The sequence below is a fragment of the Streptomyces sp. NPDC046557 genome (genome assembly GCF_040645975.1).
Taxonomy (GTDB): domain Bacteria; phylum Actinomycetota; class Actinomycetes; order Streptomycetales; family Streptomycetaceae; genus Streptomyces.
The window spans coordinates 1-21,598 of record NZ_JBEYZH010000013.1 but is presented as its reverse complement, the minus strand read 5'-3'; the positions used below and the strand labels follow the sequence as shown (position 1 = coordinate 21,598).

Annotated in this window: 15 protein-coding genes; 8 read left to right on the top strand and 7 right to left on the bottom strand. The window is 73.7% G+C overall.

The features are described 5' to 3' along the window. Positions 1-67 precede the first annotated feature (67 nt). Positions 68-4,753 carry a hypothetical protein gene (locus ABZ934_RS21615; protein ID WP_361315587.1) on the top strand — a complete coding sequence of 1,562 codons (4,686 nt, stop codon included), beginning with the start codon at positions 68-70 and terminating at the stop codon, positions 4,751-4,753. A gap of 92 nt (positions 4,754-4,845) precedes the next feature. On the opposite strand, the gene ABZ934_RS21610 is transcribed toward ABZ934_RS21615, so the two are convergent. Beyond that, complete coding sequence (locus ABZ934_RS21610; RefSeq protein ID WP_361315584.1) at positions 4,846-5,280, bottom strand: hypothetical protein; 435 nt, start codon at positions 5,278-5,280, stop codon at positions 4,846-4,848. 433 nt (positions 5,281-5,713) lie between these two features. Here ABZ934_RS21610 and ABZ934_RS21605 point away from each other — a divergent pair, with 433 nt between their 5' ends. From ABZ934_RS21605 to ABZ934_RS21590, 4 genes are read left to right on the top strand one after another with little or no spacing between them, the layout of a single operon-like run. Then, positions 5,714-8,548: a nitrate- and nitrite sensing domain-containing protein gene (locus ABZ934_RS21605; protein WP_361315582.1), complete on the top strand. Its 2,835-nt coding sequence runs from the start codon at positions 5,714-5,716 to the stop codon at positions 8,546-8,548. Next, positions 8,545-8,982 (top strand): roadblock/LC7 domain-containing protein, encoded by a 438-nt coding sequence (locus ABZ934_RS21600; protein ID WP_361315579.1) that lies wholly within the window; start codon positions 8,545-8,547, stop codon positions 8,980-8,982. Before ABZ934_RS21605 ends, ABZ934_RS21600 begins: the two co-directional genes overlap by 4 nt. A gap of 10 nt (positions 8,983-8,992) precedes the next feature. Next, positions 8,993-9,427 carry a DUF742 domain-containing protein gene (locus ABZ934_RS21595; protein ID WP_361315576.1) on the top strand — a complete coding sequence of 145 codons (435 nt, stop codon included), beginning with the start codon at positions 8,993-8,995 and terminating at the stop codon, positions 9,425-9,427. After that, positions 9,408-10,034, top strand: a complete 627-nt coding sequence (locus ABZ934_RS21590) for an ATP/GTP-binding protein (RefSeq protein ID WP_361315574.1) — start codon at positions 9,408-9,410, stop codon at positions 10,032-10,034. The genes ABZ934_RS21595 and ABZ934_RS21590 overlap by 20 nt, the downstream gene beginning before the upstream one ends. A 188-nt stretch (positions 10,035-10,222) precedes the next feature. On the opposite strand, the gene ABZ934_RS21585 is transcribed toward ABZ934_RS21590, so the two are convergent. From ABZ934_RS21585 to ABZ934_RS21575, 3 genes are all read right to left on the bottom strand, one after another. Continuing rightward, the gene (locus tag ABZ934_RS21585; protein ID WP_361315572.1) at positions 10,223-11,413 is read right to left on the bottom strand and encodes a lipid-transfer protein; all 1,191 of its coding nucleotides are present in this window, start codon (positions 11,411-11,413) and stop codon (positions 10,223-10,225) included. Beyond that, positions 11,410-11,877 (bottom strand): zinc ribbon domain-containing protein, encoded by a 468-nt coding sequence (locus ABZ934_RS21580; RefSeq protein WP_361315570.1) that lies wholly within the window; start codon positions 11,875-11,877, stop codon positions 11,410-11,412. The genes ABZ934_RS21585 and ABZ934_RS21580 overlap by 4 nt, the downstream gene beginning before the upstream one ends. A 94-nt stretch (positions 11,878-11,971) precedes the next feature. Next, a complete protein-coding gene (locus tag ABZ934_RS21575) occupies positions 11,972-12,682 on the bottom strand; it encodes a M15 family metallopeptidase (RefSeq protein ID WP_361315568.1) in 711 nt (236 codons plus the stop codon). Between the two features lie 29 nt (positions 12,683-12,711). Between ABZ934_RS21575 and ABZ934_RS21570 the strand changes: the two genes are divergently transcribed. Next, positions 12,712-13,221, top strand: coding sequence for an NUDIX domain-containing protein (locus tag ABZ934_RS21570; protein WP_361315565.1), 510 nt, complete (start codon positions 12,712-12,714; stop codon positions 13,219-13,221). Between the two features lie 14 nt (positions 13,222-13,235). Here the strand turns inward: ABZ934_RS21570 and ABZ934_RS21565 are convergent, their stop codons facing one another. Then, the gene (locus tag ABZ934_RS21565; RefSeq protein ID WP_361315562.1) at positions 13,236-15,581 is read right to left on the bottom strand and encodes a TIM-barrel domain-containing protein; all 2,346 of its coding nucleotides are present in this window, start codon (positions 15,579-15,581) and stop codon (positions 13,236-13,238) included. A gap of 221 nt (positions 15,582-15,802) precedes the next feature. On the opposite strand from ABZ934_RS21565, the gene ABZ934_RS21560 reads away from it, so the two are divergent. Next, complete coding sequence (locus ABZ934_RS21560; protein WP_361315560.1) at positions 15,803-17,779, top strand: acetoacetate--CoA ligase; 1,977 nt, start codon at positions 15,803-15,805, stop codon at positions 17,777-17,779. Positions 17,780-17,837: 58 nt separating this feature from the next. Further along, positions 17,838-18,803: a hypothetical protein gene (locus ABZ934_RS21555; protein WP_361315557.1), complete on the top strand. Its 966-nt coding sequence runs from the start codon at positions 17,838-17,840 to the stop codon at positions 18,801-18,803. A 73-nt stretch (positions 18,804-18,876) separates the two neighbouring features. Here ABZ934_RS21555 and ptsP read toward each other — a convergent pair whose 3' ends face one another. Continuing rightward, positions 18,877-20,547, bottom strand: coding sequence for a phosphoenolpyruvate--protein phosphotransferase (ptsP, locus tag ABZ934_RS21550; RefSeq protein WP_361315555.1), 1,671 nt, complete (start codon positions 20,545-20,547; stop codon positions 18,877-18,879). A 73-nt stretch (positions 20,548-20,620) separates the two neighbouring features. After that, positions 20,621-21,070: a PTS glucose transporter subunit IIA gene (locus tag ABZ934_RS21545; protein WP_361315552.1), complete on the bottom strand. Its 450-nt coding sequence runs from the start codon at positions 21,068-21,070 to the stop codon at positions 20,621-20,623. Positions 21,071-21,598 lie beyond the last annotated feature (528 nt).

The following is a 21,598-nucleotide window of genomic DNA, read 5'->3' as shown; positions in this document are numbered from 1 at the left end:
GATCCGCCGGCCACCCCCGCCCCCCGCCCCCCGTACGCACCACGAGAGACCGCGAGAACCCGCCGCCATGTACGAGCTGTCCCGGATCCGCCTCTACTCCATCGGGCCTGCCGGCGCACGCTACGCCGACACCGTGCTCGACCTGCGCGGAGTCGGCGAGCCGGTGCCCCACCCGGCGCCCGCCCAGGCGGAGTTCTTCGAGGACGAGCCGACCGGGCCGCCCCGCCGGCCCGCGCCCGCGGGCGTGCTCTTCCTGGAGAACGGCGGCGGCAAGTCCGTCCTGCTGAAGCTGATCTTCTCGGTGATGCTGCCCGGCCACCGCAACACCCTTGGCGGCGCCAGCTCCGGCGTACTGCGCAAGTTCCTGCTCGCCGACGACTGCGGCCACGTCGCCCTGGAGTGGCAGCACACCCAGACCGGCGAATGCGTCGTCGTGGGCAAGGTCAGCGAATGGCGCGGCCGGCAGGTGTCCAACGACCCGCGCAAGTTCGCGGAGGCGTGGTACTCCTTCCGCCCGGGACCGGGCCTGAGCCTCGACAACCTGCCCGTCGCGGAGGCCACCGCCGTGCGCCCGCCCGTCGAGGGCGTCTCCGGCGCCCAGGGCCGGCGCCGCACCATGAAGGGCTTCCGCGACTCGCTCACCGAGGCCGGCAAGGCGTACCCGCACCTGGAGGTGGTCTGGGAGGAGATCCACGACCGCTGGAACGAACACCTCACCGACCTCGGCCTCGACCCCGAACTCTTCCGCTACCAGCGCGAGATGAACGCCGACGAGGGCGAGGCCGCCGGTCTCTTCGCGGTCAAGAAGGACTCCGACTTCACCGACCTGCTGCTGCGCGCCGTCACCGACACCCGGGACACCGACGGCCTCGCCGACCTGGTCCACGGCTTCGGCAACAAGCTCGGCCGCCGCTCCGAGCTGATGGCCGAACGCGACTTCACCGCCGGGTCGGTGGAACTCCTCACCAAGATCGTCGAGGCGGCCGAGACCCGCTCCCGGCTGCGCGACGTCCACGCGGGCGCCGAACGCCGCACGCGCACCCTCGCCCGGCGGCTGTCCGCCCGCGCCACCGAGGAGCGCGGCCGGGCCGCAGAACTCGCCGAGCAGGTGACCGGCGCGGCCCACGCGGTGACCGCCGCCGAGTCCGCGCGCGACCGCAGCGCCGCCATCGCCGCCGAACTGGCCTACCGGCACGCCTCGCTGGCCCTGACCGTCGCCGACAAGGCCGCGGCCGCCCAGCGCCGCGAACTCCTCGAAGCCCGCACCCTGCACTCCGCCTGGCAGGCCGCCGAGATCGTCCTGCGCCACCGCGCCGCCGCCGACCGGTCCGCCCGGGTCGCCGCCGCCATCCTGGAGGCCGAGCGCGACGCCGCCCCGGCCCTGGCCGCCCGCGCCACGGCCGCCACCGACCTCGTCCGCGCCCTGCACACCGCCGCCGAACAGGGCGAGGCGCGGGCCAACGAGGAGGAGGAGCGGTCCGCCGCCCTCCAGGCCGTCGGCGAAGCCGCCCACCGCGACGCCACCGCCGCCGCCACGGCCGCCCAGCGCGCCCGTAGCGAGGCCGAACACCTGCGCGCCCGACTCTCGGAGGTCCAGCAGGAGACCGCCGAAGCCGTACGGGCCGGCTGGCTCGACGATTCGGCGCCCGACGCCGACCCGGCCCGTGCCGCCCTCGCCGCGAGCGACGCCGAGAAGAGCGCCGTCGCCGCCTGGGACGAGTCCCGCGAGGCGGCCCGCGCCGCCGCCGACACCGCCCGCGAGGCCGCGGCCGGCGAAGCGCGCGCCGAACTCACCGCCGCCCGCGCGGCGGACGCCGCCGAGGCCGCCGAGGCGGCCCACGCCGCCGAACAGCGCGCCGCCGACTCCCTCGCCGCCTCCCCGCGCCTCGCGGAACTCCTCGGCCTCCCCGCGGCCCCCGACGCCCACGTCCCGGGCCCCCGGTCGGGCGCCGGCCCCGCCGAAGGCCACCACCCCGTCACGCAGCACCACGCCGGACCGGTCCTGACGGCCACCGCCGGCCGGCTCACCGCCGCAGACCTCGACCGGGGCGCCGAGGACCTGCGCACCCTGCTCACCGACCACGTCGCCGCCGCCGAACGCCAACTGTTCGAGCTGCGCACCGCCGCGGCCGACGACGCCCGCATCCTGGGCGCCCTCGGCGACGGCGGACTGCTCCCACCCGGCCCGGACGTGCTCGCCACCGTCGAATACCTCGGCGAACACGGCATCCCCGCCCTCCCCGGCTGGCGCTACCTCGCCCAGGCCGTCGACCCCGCCGACCACGCCGCCGTACTCGCCGCCCGCCCCGAACTCGTCGACGGCGTCGTCATCACCGACCCCGACACCCACTCCCGGGCCCGAGAGGTCCTCTCCGGCGCCGCCCTGCTGCCCCGCTCCACGGTGGCCGTCGGCACCGCCGCCGCGCTGTTGGCCCCCGTCCCCCCGGTCGACGGCGACAGCGCCGCGGGCTCCGGCATCTTCATCGTTCCGCCGAACCCGGCCATGCACGACGAACACGCCGCCGACGAGGAACGCCAGGCGCTGCGCGCCCGCGCCACCGCCCGCGACACCGAGATCCGAGAACTCGCCTCCCGCCTCTCCGGCGACCGCGAACTCGCCGCCCGGCTCGCCTCCTGGCGCACCGGCTGCCCGGCCGGCCGCCTTACCGAACTCGCGGAACACGCCGCCGCCGCCCGCTCGTTCGCCGAGGAATGCGACGCCGAACTCGCGGAGGCCCGTACCGTACGCGCCGAGGCCGACGAAGCGGCCGCCGACGCCGCCCGCGTGCGCGACGAGCGCCAGGACGCCGCCCAGCGCGCCCGCCGGGCCGCGGACGTGCTCTCCGGCCTGGCCCACCGCCTGCGCGAGCGCTCCGGCTGGCAGGCCCGGCTGCGGGAACTCGCCGACGAGGCGGCCGAGTCCGAGGCCCGCGCCGAAGCGTGCCTGGACCGCGCCCGCGCCGCCGACGAGGACCGGCGCGCCGCCCAGCGGGCCGCCGACGACGCCCGCCGCACCGCCCGCGCGCTGCGCGCCGAGCGCGCCGACATCGCCGGCGCCCCCGACCCCCTTCCCGCGGACGACGGCACTCCCAAGGCCCCCCTGCCGGACCTCCGCGAGGCGTACCGCGCCGCCTCCCGGCTCTACGAGAAGGTCGGCGTCGGCGCCGACCTGCGGGCCGAACAGGCCCGCGCCGAAAGCGACGAGAGCGCCGCCCTCGCCGAACTCGACCGGCTCACCAACAAGGTCCGCACCCGCGCCGCCCAGCTCCTCGAAGGCACCGACGGCGCCGACGGTCCCTCCCGGCAGGCCGCCGCCGCCCGCGCGGAGGCCCTCGTACAGATGCTGGAATCCCGGGCGTCGGCGGCGAGCGAGCAGCTCGGCCGGCTGCGCGGCGAGGCCGAACGGCACGCCCCCGCCGACGGCGAGGCGCACACCGAACTCCCCGACGAGCTGATCCCCAAGGACGTCGAGCACGCGCAGAACCTGCTGCGCACCGCCACGGCCCAGCTCGCCGCCCACACCGCCGCCGTCGAGGGCGCCCGCGCCGCCCACGGCGACCTGCTGCGCGCCCACCGCACCGCCGAGGACGGCGCGGGCGGCTTCGACGAGACCGCCGCCCTGCTGCGGGACCTGCTGCGCGACCACACGCAGCAGGAGGACGAGCAGGAGCCGGCGCCCCACCGGGGCAGCCTGGAGGAGGCCCGTCAGTCCGCCGCCGAGGCCCGCCGCTCGCTGCGCGCCTGCGCCGCCGACCTGTCGGCCGCCGAATCCGCGGTCCGCGAGGCGAGCGACATCCTGGTCCGCCACGCCAACGCCAACCGGTACGAGCAGGTACGCACCCCCGCGCGCCAGCAGATCCGGGAACTGCCCGCCTCCGCCCTGCCCGAGCACGCGGCGGCCTGGGCCGCCGCCTTCGCCCCCCGCCTGCGCGTGCTCACCGACGAACTGGCGCAGCTGGAACGCAACCGCGACAGCATCGTCGACCGGCTGCGCGGCCTCGTCGAATCCGCCCTGGCCACCCTTCGCTCCGCCCAGCGGCTCTCCCAGCTCCCCGAGGGCCTGGGGGAGTGGTCGGGCCAGGAGTTCCTCCGGATCCGCTTCGAGGAACCCGACCAGGCCACCCTCACCGAGCGGCTCGGCGAGGTCATCGACGAGGCCACCCGCGCCGCGGTCAAGAAGAACAGCACCGCCTCCTTCGGCGAAGGCCGCCGCGACGGCATGTCCCTGCTACTGCGCGGCGTCCAGGCGGCCCTGGAGCCCAAGGGCATCGCCGTGGAGATCCTCAAGCCCGACGCGGTACTGCGCGCCGAGCGGGTGCCGGTCGGACAGATGGGCGACGTCTTCTCCGGCGGCCAACTGCTCACCGCCGCGATCGCCCTCTACTGCACCATGGCGGCGCTGCGCAGCAACGACCGAGGTCGCGACAAGCACCGCCACGCGGGCACCCTGTTCCTCGACAACCCCATCGGCCGCGCGAACGCCACGTACCTGCTGGAACTCCAGCGGGCCGTCTCCGACGCGCTCGGAGTCCAACTCCTGTACACCACCGGCCTGTTCGACACCACGGCCCTCGCGGAGTTCCCGCTGGTCATCCGGTTGCGCAACGACGCGGACCTGCGCGCGGGCCTGAAGTACATCAGCGTCGAGGAGCACCTGCGCCCGGGCCTGCCGCAGCAGTCCCCCGACGGCGAGACCATCCACGGCGAGATCACTGCGACCCGCATGTTCCGCCGCTCCGCCGCGGGCGCCTGACGCCGGGCGAGGACGGCCGCGGCGACGGCCGCCCCGACCCGTGGGCCCCGCCCCGACCCGTCAGCCCCGACCCGTCGGCCGGCCTCGCACCGTCAGCGGCCGTGGGCAGCCAGCCGGCCGCCCTCGGCCGGCCGTATGCGCGGCACCCGGCCCGAGGCCCCCGCACGGGTCTCCCGGCCGGCCCGGTGCTCCTCCCGGCGGCGGACGCGCGCCGTGCTGCTCGGCTGGGACACCACCCCGTGACGCTGGTTCCACGTCTGCCGGGTGATCACCACGTCCAGCACGGCCCAGGTGGCCACCACCGTCCCTGCTATCGCGCCGAGCACCATCGGCAACGCGAGCCACGAGCCGGTGAGCGTCAGGAAGAAACTCACCGTCGCCTGCATCAGGGTCACGGCCACTATCAGTACCGCCCGTACCGCCGAAGTCCGTACCGGATCGGGCGTCCGGTACCGGCGCGCCGGCTCCTCCACCCACAGAGACCGCCTCGTGGCCGTCACCGTCACTGCGTCGTCCGTCGTGCTCATGGTCCACTCACTCCCCACCGCACGGTCCGCGTTGCCTACCCTCACCTCATACCCCCATGTGGTGATTCGACCGTCCTTCCTGGAAGACGATCGGCAAGGCCGGGAGATTCCCGGAATCCGAAACCGGTTCGCAGCGGCCCGCGCGGTCGCCGGACGGCAGAGTTCCAGCCATCCATCCATGACCGGGAACCGACACCCCACGAGCAATCATCTGGCACATAACGGGCCGGACTTGCCCGGAAGCGCAGGACAACTCATGATCTTCGCAAGGGGAGAGGCCGAAAACGTCCGGACACGCCTTCGATGCCGCTCCCCGGCAGTAGTAGGCTCACGCCGTTTAAATGACGGAACACCGACCCCCGGCAACGGGGTTGACCTGGGGGAGGCTGGGGAGGCCATGCGCTTTCGCGGGAAGTCAATCCGCAGGAAGATCGTGGCGTTGCTCCTCGTGCCGCTCGTCTCCCTGACCGCCCTCTGGGGCTTCGCCACCTTCATCACCGGCCGCCAGGCCGTGCAGCTTCTCGGCGTGGCCCCCGTCATCGCCAAGGTCGGCTACCCCATCGAGGACGTCGTCCGCGTCCTGCAGAAGGAACGCCGCCAGACCCTCGTCGTCATCGGCGACCCCCGCGCCTCGGCCGCCACCGCCGAACTCGCCAAGAGCCGTACCGCCACCGACACGGCCGTCCAGGACATCACCGCGAACGCCTCCAACCCCAAGGTCGTCGACCAGCTCAGCCCCGCCAACGCGCAGCGGCTGCGCTCCATCCTCGACGCCTTCCACGGCATCGCGGCGCTACGGCACTCCGTCGACCAGAACAGCCTGGCCCCCGGCCAGGCCCTGGACCTCTACAGCCGGCTCGTCGACCCCTGCTACGAGTTCCTGATGAACCTCCACGCCCTGGAGGACGTGGAGATGGACAAGGAGGGCCGCGCACTCGTCGGGATCACCCGCGCCCGCGAGACGCTCTCCCGCGAGGACGCCGTCATCGCCTCCGCCCTGGCCGCCCGCAACGTCGGCGCCGCCGACGTCCGCAGCGTCTCGGACTACACCGCCAACCGCGCGTTGCTCTACGAGTTCAACCTCGCGATCCTCCCCGCCGAAGACCGCGACGTCTTCGAGCAGTACTGGTCCGGCCCCGAGACCAAGGCGCTGCGCGACGCGGAGGAACGATTCATCTCCGGTGGCGCCGCCAAGCCCCCGCGCACCCTCACCGCCGCCCAGTGGGACGAGGCCGCCGCCAAGGTGCTCGGCGACCTCGCCGCCATGAACACCGCCGCCGGCGACCGCTACCAGGATCGCGTCAAGCCCGTCGCCATGAACGTGCTGCTCCAGGCCGCCGTCGCCGGCGTCCTCGGCTTCATCGCCCTGATCGTCTCCCTCGTCATGTCCGTCCGCATCGGCCGCGACCTCATCCGCGACCTGTCCCGGCTCCGCAAGGACGCCCACGAGGCGTCGGGCGTCCGGCTGCCCAGCGTGATGCGCCGCCTCGCGGCCGGCGAACTCATCGACGTGGAGACCGAGGCACCGAGGCTGGAATTCGAGAAGGACGAGGTGGGCCAGGTCGCCCTCGCCCTCAACAGCCTCCAGCGCGCCGCCGTCGAAGCCGCCGTCAAACAGGCCGAACTGCGTCGGGGCGTCTCCGAGGTCTTCGTCAACCTGGCGCGCCGCAACCAGGTCCTCCTGCACCGCCAGCTGACCCTGCTCGACACCATGGAGCGGCGCACCGAGGACACCGAGGAACTGGCCGACCTCTTCCGCCTCGACCACATGACCACCCGCATGCGCCGGCACGCCGAGGGCCTGGTGATCCTCTCCGGCGCCGCGCCCTCCCGCCAGTGGCGCAAGCCCGTGCAGCTGATGGACGTCGTACGGGCCGCCGTCGCGGAGGTCGAGGACTACGAGCGCATCGAGGTGCGCAGGCTGCCGCGCATCGGCATCGAGGGCCCGGCCGTGGCCGACGTCACCCACCTCGTCGCCGAACTGCTGGAGAACGCGACCGTGTTCTCCCCGCCGCACACCGCCGTCCAGGTCCACGGCGAACGCGTGGCCAACGGCTTCACCCTGGAGATCCACGACCGGGGTCTCGGCATGACCCCCGAGGCGCTGCTCGACGCGAACCTGCGCCTCGCCGAGAGCCCCGACTTCGAGCTCTCCGACACCGACCGGCTCGGCCTGTTCGTCGTCAGCCGCCTCGCCCGACGCCACAGCGTGAAGGTGGTCCTCCAACCGAGCCCGTACGGGGGCACCACCGCCGTGGTCTTCCTCCCGGCGGAACTGCTCACCGACGCGCCCGACACCAACGGCACCGGCATCCGCCTCGACGGGCTCAAGGCCGCCAAGGCCGGCAAGAACGCCAAGACCGGCAAGGCGGCATGGCAGGTGACCTCCGGCAAGGGCGGTTCCGCGGCCCTCGGCGGCACCCCGGCCGGCCGGCCGCTGCCCGCAGGGGTACTGAACGGCCCCGTCGAGCTGGAGGGCCCGCTCGGCGTACTCGGCCCGGACGGCGCCGACGGCCTGGACGACGACCCCGCGACCCTCGACGAGATCACCATCGGGATCGCCGGCCTCACCGGAGTCGGCGGCCGTCCTCCGATGGCCACCCTCGACGACGAGACCCCGCCCGGCGGCATCCCCGGCGCCGTCCTCGGACTGCGCCCCGCGGGCCGCCCGGGCACCGACCGGCACGCGGAGCGCCCCGCCGCCCGCAAGGCCGACCGGCTCGGCGACCGCCACCGCGAGCGCGGCCCGGACCCCGCCGGCGACCGCGAAGGCGTCGCCCCGACCGGCCCCGTCCGCATGGAGCGCCCGCGCACCGACCCGCGCCCCGATCCCGACGCCCCCCGCACCCCCGGGGCGATCCCCCTGCCCCGCCGCCGCCCGACCCCGACCCTGGTCGCCGACCACGGCCGACGCGTCGAACCCCGCACGGTGTCGATGGTCGGACGCGCCGGGCAGGCACAGGAGTCGGCCCGCAGCGAGACCTCCGGTCCGAGCGCGCCCGCTCCGGGCCCCGGCGGCCTTCCCCGGCGGGTCCGGCAGGCCAACCTGGCGCCCCAGCTCAAGAACGCCCCGGCCCCCGCACCGGCCGACACCACCGCGAAGCCGGTCACCGACCGCGACGCGGAGGACGTACGTACGCGCATGTCCGCCCTCCAGCGCGGCTGGACGGCGGGCCGCAACCAGCACGCACCGCAGCAGTCCGAGGCCGAGGGCGGCACCCCCGCCGCCCCGGGCCCCGGATCCGAGAACGAAGGGGACGGTCGATGACCGCACCGCAGACCGGCAACGACACCAGGAGCCGCGGCTCCGGCCCGCTCAACTGGCTCCTCGACGAACTCGTCGACAAGGTGGGCAGCATCCGCAAGGCGGTCGTCCTCTCCGGCGACGGGCTGCCCACCGGCAGCTCCAAGGACCTGACCCGGGAGGACAGCGAGCACCTGGCGGCCGTCGCCTCCGGCTTCCACAGCCTGGCCAAGGGCGTCGGCCGGCACTTCGACTCCGGAAGCGTCCGCCAGACCGTCGTCGAACTGGACGAGGCGTTCCTGTTCGTGATGGCCGCGGGCGACGGCAGCTGTCTGGCCGTGCTGGCCGACGCCGAGTCCGATGTCGGCCAGGTCGCGTACGAGATGACCCTCATGGTCAAGCGCGTCGGCGACCACCTGGCAACCGCCCCGCGCTCCGGGCTGCCAGCCGGAGGGTGAGTCGGACGGCATGAGCGATTCAGGCCGGTACCACCCCGAGCGAGCCCCGGACGGGGCGGACGATCCCGCACACCCGCACTGGTTCGACGACGAGGCGGGCCCCGTCGTGCGCCCGTACGCCATGACCCGCGGGCGCACCAGCCACGCGGGCCAGCACCGTCTCGATCTGATCGCGCTCGTCGTCGCCGAACCGGCGGCCGACGATCCGGTCTGGGACCTGACCCTGTCCCCGGAACACGCCCACATCCTGGGCAGGTGCCGGGAACGCCCCCAGTCCGTCGCGGAACTCGCGGCCGACCTCGACCTCGCGGTCGGTGTCGTCCGCGTCCTGATCGGCGACCTCGTCGACGACGAACTGGTCCACGTGACCCGGCCGGTACCACCGGCCGAACTGCCCGACGAATCCATTCTGCGTGAGGTGATCGATGGCCTTCGGGCGCTCTAGCCGCACCGGCGCCATGCATGCCGTGTCGCCGGTCGAGCCGCTGACCCTCAAGATCCTGGTCGCGGGCGGCTTCGGGGTGGGCAAGACCACCCTGGTCAGTGCGGTGAGTGAGATCAGACCGCTACGGACGGAGGAACGCCTCTCCGAACCGGGCATCGGCATCGACGACACCGGGGGAGTGGAGGGCAAGAACACCACGACCGTGGCCATGGACTTCGGCCGCATCACCGTCCGCGAGGACCTGGTGCTGTACCTCTTCGGCACGCCCGGACAGGACCGCTTCTGGTTCCTGTGGGACGAGCTGGCCCAGGGGGCGCTGGGCGCCGTCGTCCTCGCCGACACCCGGCGCCTCGCGGACTGCTTCGCCGCCATCGACTACTTCGAGCGGCGCGGCATCCCTTTCGTGGTCGCGGTCAACTGCTTCGACGGCGCGGACCGGCACCCGGTGGTGACCGTGCGCGAGGCCCTCGACCTCGACCCCGAGGTGCCGGTGCTGCTCACCGACGCCCGCGACCGGGAGTCGGTCAAGGACGTCTTGGTGGGGGTCGTGGAACACGCCATGACGCAAGCCCGGGCCCGCCGCCACAGCCTGACGGCCGGAGCCTGACGAGGGGCTGACACAGCCGCGCGTACGCGGAGGCGGCCCGTACCCCCGCCGACTGGGGTACGGGCCGCGGCTCACATGGGGGGTTCGGGGGCCCGTCGTGCGCGGGACCGTGGGGAGAGTGTGAACCCGCCACCGTGGGCCGTCAAGCGTTCGGACAGCACCCGCCGGTCACTACCGGCGTCGGGCGCCTACCGCACCGCGACGACCGCCGAACCGTGCCCGAACAGCCCCTGGTTGGCGGTGATCCCGGCCCGCGCCCCCGCGACCTGCCGGTCCCCGGCGCCCCCCCGCAACTGCCACGTCAGCTCGCACACCTGGGCGATCGCCTGCGCCGGGACCGCCTCCCCGAACGAGGCAAGACCGCCACTGGTGTTCACCGGGATCCGCCCGCCGAGCGCCGTCGCCCCCTCCCGTACGAGCTTGGCCCCCTCGCCCTCGCCGCACAGCCCGATGTCCTCGTACCACTGCAGCTCCAGCGCCGTGGACAGGTCGTACACCTCCGCCAGCGACAGGTCGTCCGGCCCCAGCCCCGCCTCCTCGTACGCCGCCCGCGCGATCGAGGCCCGGAACGACCCGCCGGCCGGAGCCGCGGCGGTCACCGCGTCGGTCGCGATGTCCGGCAGGTCCAACAGGGTCCGGGGGTACGTGGGCGTCACCGTCGACACCGCCCTGATCCGTACCGGGTCGGCGACCCCGCGCGAGCGCGCGAACTCCATGCTGGTCAGCACGAGGGCCGCGCCCCCGTCCGAGGTCGCGCAGATGTCCAGCAGGCGCAGCGGATCGGCGACGACCGCCGAGGCCGCCACCTCCCGGGCGGTGACCGCCTTGCGGTAGCGGGCGTACGGGTTGAGCGCCCCCGCCGCCGCGTTCTTGACCTTCACCTCCGCGAAATCCTCGGGGCCGTCCCCGTACAGCGCCATCCGACGGCGCGCGTACAGCGCGAAGTACGCCGGGTTCGTGGCCCCCAGCACCCGGAACCGCAGCCAGTCCGGATCGTCCGGCCGCTCCCCGCCCGCGGGGGCGAAGAAGCCCTTGGGCGCCGCGTCGGCCCCCACCACCAGCACCACCTCGGCCAGTCCCGCCAGGATCTGCGCCCGGGCGGCGCCGATGGCCTGGGCGCCGGACGCGCAGGCCGCGTACACGCTGGTCACCCGCGCGCCCTGCCAGCCGAGCGCCTGCGCGAAGGTGGCCCCGGCCACGTACCCCGGATACCCCGAGCGGACGGTGTCGGCGCCGACGATGGACCGGACGTCCGTCCACTCCAGCCCCGCGTCGGCCAGCGCCGCCTTCGCCGCGGCCCGCCCGTACTCGACGAAGCTGCGGCCCCACTTGCCCCACGGGTGCATCCCGGCCCCCAGCACGGCGATGTCGGCGCTCACGCGCTCACCCCCGCCCCGGCGGCCACCGGCCGGAACCGCCACGTGGTCCACACCGTCCGGGCGTCCTCGTTCAGCACCCCGCCGACCACCTCGACCTCCATCCCGACCGCCAGATCGGCCACCGTCACCCCGGGCGCCCCCTGCCCCAGTACGACCATCCCCTCGGCCTCGAGCTCCACCGCGATCAGGGTGTACGGCTCCCAGGGCGCGTCCGGGTCGGACACGTACGGCGCGGGCGGCCGGTAGCGCCCGTCGGTGTAGGACCAGATCCGCCCGCGCGGGGACAGTGGCACCTCGGCGAGCTCCCCGCCCCCCGCGCAGCGCGGGTTGCGGCAGTACGCGTCCTCGCGCGGGAAGAACACGGCGGCGCAGGCGGAACACCGGGTGCCGAGCAGCCGGAACTCCCCGGCCCCCTCCGTGCCGGTGAACCATCCGCTCACGACGGGCGTACGTGTGTGTTCCAAGGCCCCTCCCTCACTCCCTCAGCTGACGGACCGTCAGGATGTGAGTGTGGCACGGGCGCCGCGCTCCGGTCACCGGTTCGGTTGCGTACGCCGTTCAGTGACGCCGTTCAGTGACGCCGTTCAGCGACGCCGCTCGGTGACGCACGGCCCCGTCGGAGACCGGGAAGTCGAAGTAGGTGTCCGGGTACGCCTCCGGCGCGTACGTGAAGTGCCACCACTCCTCGGGCAGATTGACGAACCCCCGCGCGGCGAGCGCCCGACCCAGCAGCTCCCGGTGCGCCCGCGCCGGCCCGGCCACCCGAGGGTCGTCCGTGTGGGAGAGCGGATCGAAGTAATCGAAGGTCGTCCCCATGTCGAGCGCCCGACCGCCCGGCAACGCCACCAGCGTCACGTCCAAGGTGCTGCCCCGGCTGTGCCCCGACTTCGGCGCGATGTACCCCTCGGGGATCAGCCGGCTCTTGTCCACGCGCGGATAGAACTCCGCCTTCGTCGCCTGGTCCCCCGCGTCCCCGGCCCACCGCACGAACGCGTCCACCGCCCGCTGCGGCCGGTAGCAGTCATACACCAGCAGCCCGTACCCCTGCCGTGACAAATCCCGCTGCGTCTTCCGCAACGCCTCGGCAGCGGTCCGGGCGAGCAGACAGACCGGCTCCTCGTACCCCACCACGGGGCGGCCGGTGAAGTTGTGCGCCGACGCGTACCGCACGTCCTGCGCGATCGTCGGATCGACGTCCGACAGCGCCACGAAACCGGGCCCCGCCGACCCGCCGAGCAGCACCCACAACAAGGCCGCGACGGCCGACATCCTCATTCCCCTTGGCATACCATCGCCGGATGCAGGGACACCCGAGGGACTCGCACTGCTCCACCTGCGGAGCTCCGTTCGACACCGCCGACTGGCCCCGTAGGTGCGGCGCCTGCGGAACCACCACCTACCGCAACCCGCTCCCCGTCGCCGTCGCCCTCCTCCCCGTCGAGGACGAACAGGGCACCGGTCTCGTCGTCGTCACCCGCACCATCGAACCGGCCCTCGGTGAAGTCGCCCTTCCCGGCGGGTTCGTCGACTTCGCCGAGCCGTGGCAGGACGCGGTCGTACGCGAACTCCGGGAGGAGACGGGCATCGAGGAACCCGCCTCGGGAGTCGTCCTGGCCGACGCCCTCAGCTCCCCGGCCGGCCACCTGCTCCTCTTCGGCCTCCTCCCGACCCGTCCCGCGGACTCCCTCCCGCCCTCCGCGCCGACCGACGAGACGGACGGCTGGCACATCCTGCGGTACCCGGCGGAGCTGGCCTTCCCCCTCCACACCCGGGCGGCCGGCGCCTGGTTCGCCGGCCAGTACGCCTGATCACCGGACGCCCCCTACACCCCCCTCACCACCACCCCGGCCACCGGCTCGCCCGCCTCGTCCTCCACCACCACCGCCTCCCCGGCCCACCGCACGGCGTACCGCTCCACCCGGCCCGGCTCGAAGCCCGGCCCGGGATCCCGCACGACCACCCCGCCCCCGGTCCGCCCCCGCGCCGGAGCCCACACCTCCAACGCCACCGCCCCGTCCTCCCCGCGCACCGGCAGCACCGACCCCGCCCGGGCCAGCACCGGCGTCCGCCCCAGCGGGGCGTCCAGCAGCACCTGCCCCGGTCCCTCGTGCGCCGCCCCCGTGGCCGTGTCGTACCACCGCCCCCTCGGCAGCCGTACCGCCCGCCGGTCCGCCCCGCACTCCAACACCGGCGCCACCAACAACGCGTCCCCCAGCAGGAACGCGTCCTCGCAGTCCCGCAGCCTCCGGTCCTCCGGCGCCCCCCACCACAGTGGCCGCACGTACGGAGCCCCCGTCCGCCGCGCCAAGTGGGCCAGCGTCACGAAGTAGGGCCGCAACCGCTCCCGCTCCGCCAGCACCGCCCGCGCCGCCTCCTCGACCAGCGGCCCGAACTCCCACGGCTCGCGCCGCCCCGCCCATATCGCCGCGTGCGTACGGAACAGCGGAAGGAACGCCCCCAGCTCGAACCACCGCAGGAACAGCTCCGGCGACGGCGACCCCCCGAAGCCCCCGACGTCCGGGCCCGAGTACGGCACCCCGCACAGGCCCAGTCCCAGCACCAGCGCGAGGGAGGCCCGCATCCCCTCCCAACTGCTCTCCACATCCCCCGACCAAGTGCCCCCGTACCGCTGCATCCCCGCCCACCCCGACCGGGAGAACAGGAACGGCCGCTCGGCGGGCCGCAGCCGCAGCAACCCCTCCCAACCGGCCCGCGCCATCCCCAGCGCGTACACGTTGTGCGCGGCCCGGTGGTCCCCGCCCGCCCCCTCCAGAACGTGCCGCGCCGAACGGGGCAGCGTCGCGTCACCGAACGCCGCGAACGCGACGGGCTCGTTCATGTCGTGCCAGAATCCGGCGAAGCCCTGCGCGAGGCGCTCCTCGTACAGACCGCCCCACCACCGTCGCACCGCCGGATCCGTGAAGTCCGGGTACGCGCACTCGCCCGGCCACACCTCGCCCCGCACCTCCCGACCCCGCGCGTCCCGCACGAACGCCCCCCGCTCGCCGACCCCCAGCCCCTCCGTGTGCAGGGCGTCGCCGGCCTTCACCGCCGGATCGACGATCGACACCAGCCGCACCCCGTCCGCCGCCAACTCCGCCGCCAGCCCGGGCAGGTCGGGGAACCGCTCCCGGTCCACCGTGAACACCCGGTGGTCGTCGTAGTGGTCGATGTCCAGGTGCACCGCCGACAAGGGGAGCCCCCGCGACGCGTAGCCCGCCACCACCCGCCGCACCTCCGCCGCGCTGCCGAACCCCCACCGCGCGTGCTGGTAGCCCAGCGCCCACTGCGGGGGCACGGCCGCCGCCCCCGTCAGCCAAGACCAGACCTGCGACACCCGGGCCGGCGTCCCCACCAGGACCCAACAGCGCAACGGGCCGCCCTCCGCCCGCAGTTCCGTCGTCCCGGGCCGGTCCGCCCCCGAACCCGCCCCCTCCTCGCCCTCGCGCAACACCACGTGCCCGTCCCAGGTGTTGTCGTGGAACATCAGGTGCGTCCCCGCGTCCGCGACCACCCACTGCACCGGCATCGTCAGGTACAGCGGATCGTCACCCGGCCCGAAACCGCCCTTCGGATCGGTGTTCCACAGCCGGTACGAGCCGTCCCGCAGCCGCGGCCCCGCGGCCCGCCCGCCCAGCCCGAAGAACCGCGCGTCCGCCGGGACGTCCGCGCGCACCTGCCACCGCGCGCCGCCCCGGCCCGGTTCGACCGGCTCCCACCAGCGCGGCGGCGCCTCCCGGCGCAACACCGTCCCGCCCGGCGTACGCACCTCCACCGCCCCCTGCCGGGACACCGCCACCGTCACCCGCTCCGACACCACCCGCCAACCGCCCCCGGTGTCCGGTTCCAGTACGGCGCGCGGATCCGGCTCGGGGCCCTCGCCCACCACCGCGTACGACGGCGTCGGCCCCGCCCCGTCCCACCCCCAGAACACCGCGCCGCCCACCGTCACCCGCACCAGCAGCTCCGAACGCGCGAACCGCAGCACACCCCCGCCCGGCCTCGGCTCCGTACCCGTCAGCAGCCCCGGCACCCGCGCCCGCTCCGCGCCCCGGCGCGCAAGCCCCACGGCGTCCGCGCGCCGACGCACCCACGCCGCACGCCAGGCGCGCCGTCCGCGCGCCGTACCGATCTCCCACACCCCACGCACCAGATCACGACCGTCCATGGCGCTCACCCTGCCACCGGCCCCGGCCGAGCGGGCCGCGTTCAACTACCGTTCACCCGCCGACGGGGCCCGAGGGATGTTCACACCGCCGCCCGGGACCGCTCTGGTGCGGATGTCGATCACATGGCATCGTCCCTGTGAGCCGCCGCGCGCGCACCGATCGCGCGATGGCACCGTACGCACACGAAGCGCGAGCCACACAGTCGACCGGGAGCCGACCCATGACCTCAGCCACCCCGCCGGAACCCCTCTGGACCCCGGGCCCCGAACGGATCGCCGCGGCCCGGATCACCGCATTCCAGGCGTGGGCCGCCGAGCACCACGGCGCCCCCGCCGAAGGCGGCTACCCCGCCCTCCACAGTTGGTCCGTCGACGAACTCGACACGTTCTGGCAGGCCGTCGCCGAGTGGTTCGACGTCCGTTTCACCACCCCCTACGAGTCGGTCCTCGCCGACCGCTCCATGCCCGGCGCCCGCTGGTTCACCGGCGCCACCCTCAACTACGCCGAGCACACCCTGCGCGCCGCCGAGGACCCGGCCCGCGCCGCGGAGCCGGCCCTGCTCTGCGTCGACGAGACCCACCGGCCGGTTCCCGTCACCTGGGCCGAGCTCCGCCGCCAGGTCGGCTCGCTCGCCGCCGAACTGCGCGCCCTCGGCGTACGCCCCGGCGACCGGGTCAGCGGCTACCTCCCCAACATCCCCGAAGCCGTCGTCGCACTCCTCGCGACCGCCGCCGTCGGCGGCGTGTGGACCTCCTGCGCCCCCGACTTCGGCGCCCGCAGCGTTCTCGACCGCTTCCAGCAGGTCGAGCCCGCCGTCCTGTTCACCGTCGACGGCTACCGCTACGGCGGCAAGGAACACGACCGCCGCGACACCGTCGCCGAACTGCGCGCCGAGCTGCCCTCGCTGCGCGCCGTCGTCCACATCCCGCTGCTCGGCACGCCGGCCCCCGAGGGCGCCCTCGCCTGGCCGGAGCTGGTGGGGGCGGACGTGGAGCCGGTCTTCGAGCAGGTGCCCTTCGACCACCCGCTGTGGGTCCTCTACTCCTCCGGCACCACCGGCCTGCCCAAGGCGATCGTCCAGTCCCAGGGCGGCATCCTCCTGGAACACCTCAAGCAGCTCGGCCTGCACAGCGACCTCGGCCCGCAGGACCGGTTCTTCTGGTTCACCTCCACCGGCTGGATGATGTGGAACCTGCTCGTCTCCGGCCTGCTCACCGGAACGACGGTCGTCCTCTACGACGGCAGCCCCGGCTACCCGGACACCGGCGCCCAGTGGCGCATCGCCGAACTGACCGGGGCCACCCTGTACGGGACCTCGGCCGCGTACGTCATGGCCTGCCGCAAGGCCGAGGTCCACCCCTCGCGCGACTACGACCTGTCCGCCGTGAAGTGCGTCGCCACCACCGGCTCTCCGCTGCCGCCCGACGGCTTCCGCTGGCTGCACGACGAGGTGGCCGAAGACCTCTGGATCGCCTCCGTCAGCGGCGGCACCGACGTCTGTAGTTGCTTCGCGGGCGCCGTCGCCACCCTTCCCGTCCACATCGGCGAACTCCAGGCCCCCTCGTTGGGCACGGACCTCCAGTCCTGGGACCCCTCCGGCAAGCCGCTCGTCGGGGAGGTCGGGGAACTCGTCGTCACCAACCCCATGCCGTCCATGCCGATCCACTTCTGGAACGACCCGGACGGCAGCCGCTACCGCGAGAGCTACTTCGAGATGTTCCCCGGCGTCTGGCGGCACGGCGACTGGATCACGATCACCGACCGCGGTTCGGTGGTCATCCACGGCCGTTCCGACTCCACGCTCAACCGGCAGGGCGTCCGGATGGGCTCCGCCGACATCTACGAAGCCGTCGAACGCCTCCCCGAGATCAAGGAATCCCTGGTCATCGGCCTGGAGGAGCCGAACGGCGGCTACTGGATGCCGCTGTTCGTCCACCTCGCCCCCGGTGCCACCCTCGACGACGACCTCCGTGCGCGCATCAAGGCGACGATCCGCGAGGAGCTCTCCCCGCGGCACGTGCCCGACGAGATCATCGAGATCCCGGCGGTCCCGCACACCCTCACGGGCAAGCGCATCGAGGTCCCCGTCAAGCGCCTCCTCCAGGGCACCCCGATGGGCAAGGCGGTCAACATCGGTTCGGTCGACCGTCCCGAACTCCTGGCCTTCTACGAGGAGCTGGGCCGCGGCCGGAGGTGACTGTCAGTGGCCGTGGTTACTCTGAGTGAGCAATTCGTTGCGACACCCAGGGGGAGCCATGCCACACACGAACGCCACCACCCACAGCGACAGCACCACGGACACGACGTCCACCCGCGCCGGCGCGTCCGGCCGCCGCGCCGACCGCCGAACGCTGCGCCGCCGACTGCGCCGCGAAGTCCCCAGCACCCTCGGTCTCCTCGCCGACGCCGGGGACTTCGCGGCCATGCGCCACTACCGCAGCTTCCCGTTCGACACCCACTGCGAGTACGCCGACTACCTCGAACACGTGGAGGCCCTGCTCCGCTCCCTCGCCGCGCAGGGCGTACACGCCACCGTCGCCCTCTTCGACCCCGAGGAGTACGCCGACTACTGCACGGAGCACGGCCTCGACCCGGACACCGCCGAGGCCCGGACCCGCTTCACCGCCGAACTCGCCGGCGCGAGCGGCAGCCTCCCCTACACCGGCCAACCCATCGCGGAACTCGTCCCGCTCCTGCTCGACGAGGCAGTCCGGCAGGCCACCTGGGAGTACGCCACCACACTCCTCGCCGGCGTCGGCACCTGCGCGGACTGCGGCGAGGACATCGGCCAAGCCTCCTTCGAACGCGCCGCCGGCGCGCTCAAACGTCTCGTCGACGGCGCCGGACCCGGCCACCACCACCTCGTCTGCAGCGTGCCCACCGACACCGAACAACTCGTCGCCGTCCTGCACGCCGAGGCGCCCGGAGCCGAGTCCCGGCCCCGGATCGAGGGTCGCGAAGGCATGGACTTCGTGACCGTCCTGGCCGCGGGCATCGCCCTCGGCGGCGCCGGGGGACTGGTGCTCCGCAGCACCTCGGAGGACTGCCCGGACCGCGTCCACGGCTGGCGTCTGGACCGTGGTCGCCTGGTCGCCCTCTCCGCGGCGGCGGTCTTCAACGCCTACTGCACCGACGCAGACACCGGTGACCCCGTGGCCCCTGAACCAGGGGTGGAGTACTGCCCGGGCTACGAGGTGGACGACCCGGACCCCCACCACTGATCGGCGCCGGAAACGGTCGAGGGGCCCTCGCCACCGGCGAAGACCCCTCGACCCGACTTACCGCGATCCGCTCCTACTCGCCGGAGAGGACCGCCTGCGCCGCCACCCGGGCCTCCTCGGCCGTGTCCGCCGCACGGGCCGCGGCCGCGGCCCGCTCGCACTGCGCCAGCGTGTGCTTGGCCAGGGTCGCCCGCACATACGGAATGGAGGCGGCGCCCATGGACAGGGAGGTGACACCCAGACCCGTCAGCACGCACGCCAGCAGCGGGTCCGAAGCGGCCTCACCGCAGACACCGCAGCTCTTGCCCTCGGCCCTGGCGGCCTCGGCCGACATGGCGATCAGGTCCAGCAGCGCCGGCTGCCACGGATCCTGAAGCCGCGACACCGCGCCCACCTGACGATCCGCGGCGAAGGCGTACTGCGCGAGGTCGTTCGTTCCCAGCGACAGGAACTCGACCTCCTGCAGGATCGAGCGCGCCCGCAGCGCGGCGGAGGGGATCTCCACCATCGCCCCGAACTTCGCCCGGAGCCCGGCCTCGCGGCAGGCGTCCGCGAACGCCTTGGCGTCGATCCGGTCCGCCACCATCGGAGCCATGACCTCCAGGTAGACCGGCAGTCCCTCGGCCGCCTTGGCCAGCGCGGAGAGCTGCGTACGCAGCACCTCCGGGTGGTCGAGCAGGGTCCGCAGACCCCGCACGCCCAGAGCCGGATTCGGCTCGTCGCCCGGCGTCAGGAAGTCCAGCGGCTTGTCGGCGCCGGCGTCCAGGACGCGTACGACGACCCGGCCCTCGGGGAACGCCTCCAGCACCTTGCGGTACGACTCGACCTGCTTCTCCTCTGACGGCGCCTTCTTGCTGTCGTCCAGGAACAGGAACTCGGTGCGGAACAGGCCCACGCCCTCCGCGCCCGCCTCGACGGCCGCCGGCACGTCCGCCGGACCTCCCACGTTCGCCAGCAGCGGCACCTTGTGCCCGTCGGAGGTGGCCCCCGGCCCGGACGACGCGGCGAGCGCCGCCCTCCGCTCGGCGGCCGCGGCCTCCAGCTCGGCCCGCTTGCGGTCGGACGGGTTGACGAACAGGTCACCGGTACTGCCGTCGACCGCGATGAGCGTGCCCTCCGCGATCTCGCACGCCCCGGGCAGCGCGACGATCGCCGGCACGCCCAGTGCCCGCGCGAGGATCGCGCTGTGGCTGGTAGGGCCGCCCTCCTCGGTCACGAAACCCAGAACGAGCGCGGGGTCGAGCAGTGCCGTGTCGGCGGGCGCGAGGTCCCGCGCGATCAGTACGTACGGCTCGTCGCTGTCCGGCACGCCCGGCATCGGCACGCCCAGCAGCCGAGCCACGATGCGGTTGCGGACGTCGTCCAGGTCGGCAACCCGCCCGGCCATGTACTCCCCGGCGCCCGCGAGCAGGTCCCGGTAGGAGGCGAACGCGTCGTAGATCCCGCGCTCCGCGGTGCTCCCGACGGCGATCCGCCGGTCCACGTCCGCCATCAGCTCGGGGTCGGTGGCGATCATCGCCTGGGCCTCCAGCACGTGCTGTGCCTCGCCCCCGGCCAAGTGGCCGCGCGCCATGAGGTCGGCCGACACGGCCTCCACGGCCTGACGGGCGCGCCCCTGTTCGCGCTCCGCCTCGTCCGCGGTGATCTGCTTGGCCGGCGGTTCGAGGACCGCCGTGCCCATGTGCCGCACCTCGCCGATCGCCACACCGTGGCTCACGCCGACGCCTCGCAGCGTTGTCTCCATTTCACCGTCTCCGATTGAGCGGCGGGCCCAGCCAGCCGCGGTGGATGTCCGACGCGCCCTCGCGGGCGGTACGTCACTGCCAGCTGAAGAGAACGTCCGACGCCTTCACGTCCCCGGCCTCGACGACGTCGGAGAGGGAGTCCGCGGACGCCTCCAGCGCGACGACGGGACAGACGGGTGACTTGCCGGCGGCTTCGACCGCCGCCGGGTTCCAGCGGATGACGGCCTGGCCGCGCGTCACGGTGTCGCCCTTGTTGACGAGCAGCTCGAAGCCCTCGCCGTTGAGCTGAACGGTGTCGATCCCGAGGTGAGTGAGCACGCCGTGCCCCTCACCGTCGACGACCACGTACGCGTGCGGGTGCAGGGAGACGACCACACCGTCCACGGGCGCCACCGCCTCCGAGGCCTCACGCACGGGGTCGATAGCGGTGCCCGGTCCCACCATCGCGCCGGAGAACACCGGATCGGGCACTGCCGCGAGTCCGATGGCACGCCCGGCAAGTGGGGACGTCACGCTGGTCATGGAGGGCCTCCCAGGGGGTGGGGCTTCTTCGAGTGGCCGTCACAATCTGTCAGGACGGCCTACTTTGAGAAGGGTAAGTCATGAGATGTCCCGGTTCGGCACGAAATACTCCCCCCACTGAAGGAGGGTGCAGACGTGCTGCCGCGACACCAACCTAGTGGACTAGACCATAGCGTGAATCAATTTGCCTGGGCACTCCAGGCCCTGTACTGTCGTGAGTCCCGTCGGGACGTGCCGCGTGAACATCTCGCGAACCGCCGATGGACGGGAACCCTCCTCTGAAGTATCGATCTTGAGCTCGACCCTCTTCGTGTGCCTTCCCGGCGGAACGGCGAGTGGTCAGAGAGCCGGAAAAGCACTGATAGAGTCGGACTCGCCGAAAAGGGAAGCGCGAAAGCGAAGACCTGGGAGGCGGAAAAAGAGCGCGAAAGACTCTGATAGAGTCGGAAACGCAAGAACAAAACGAAGAACAAAGGAAGCGCCCGGAGGAAAACCCGCGAGGGTGAGTACGAAGGAAGCGTCCGTTCC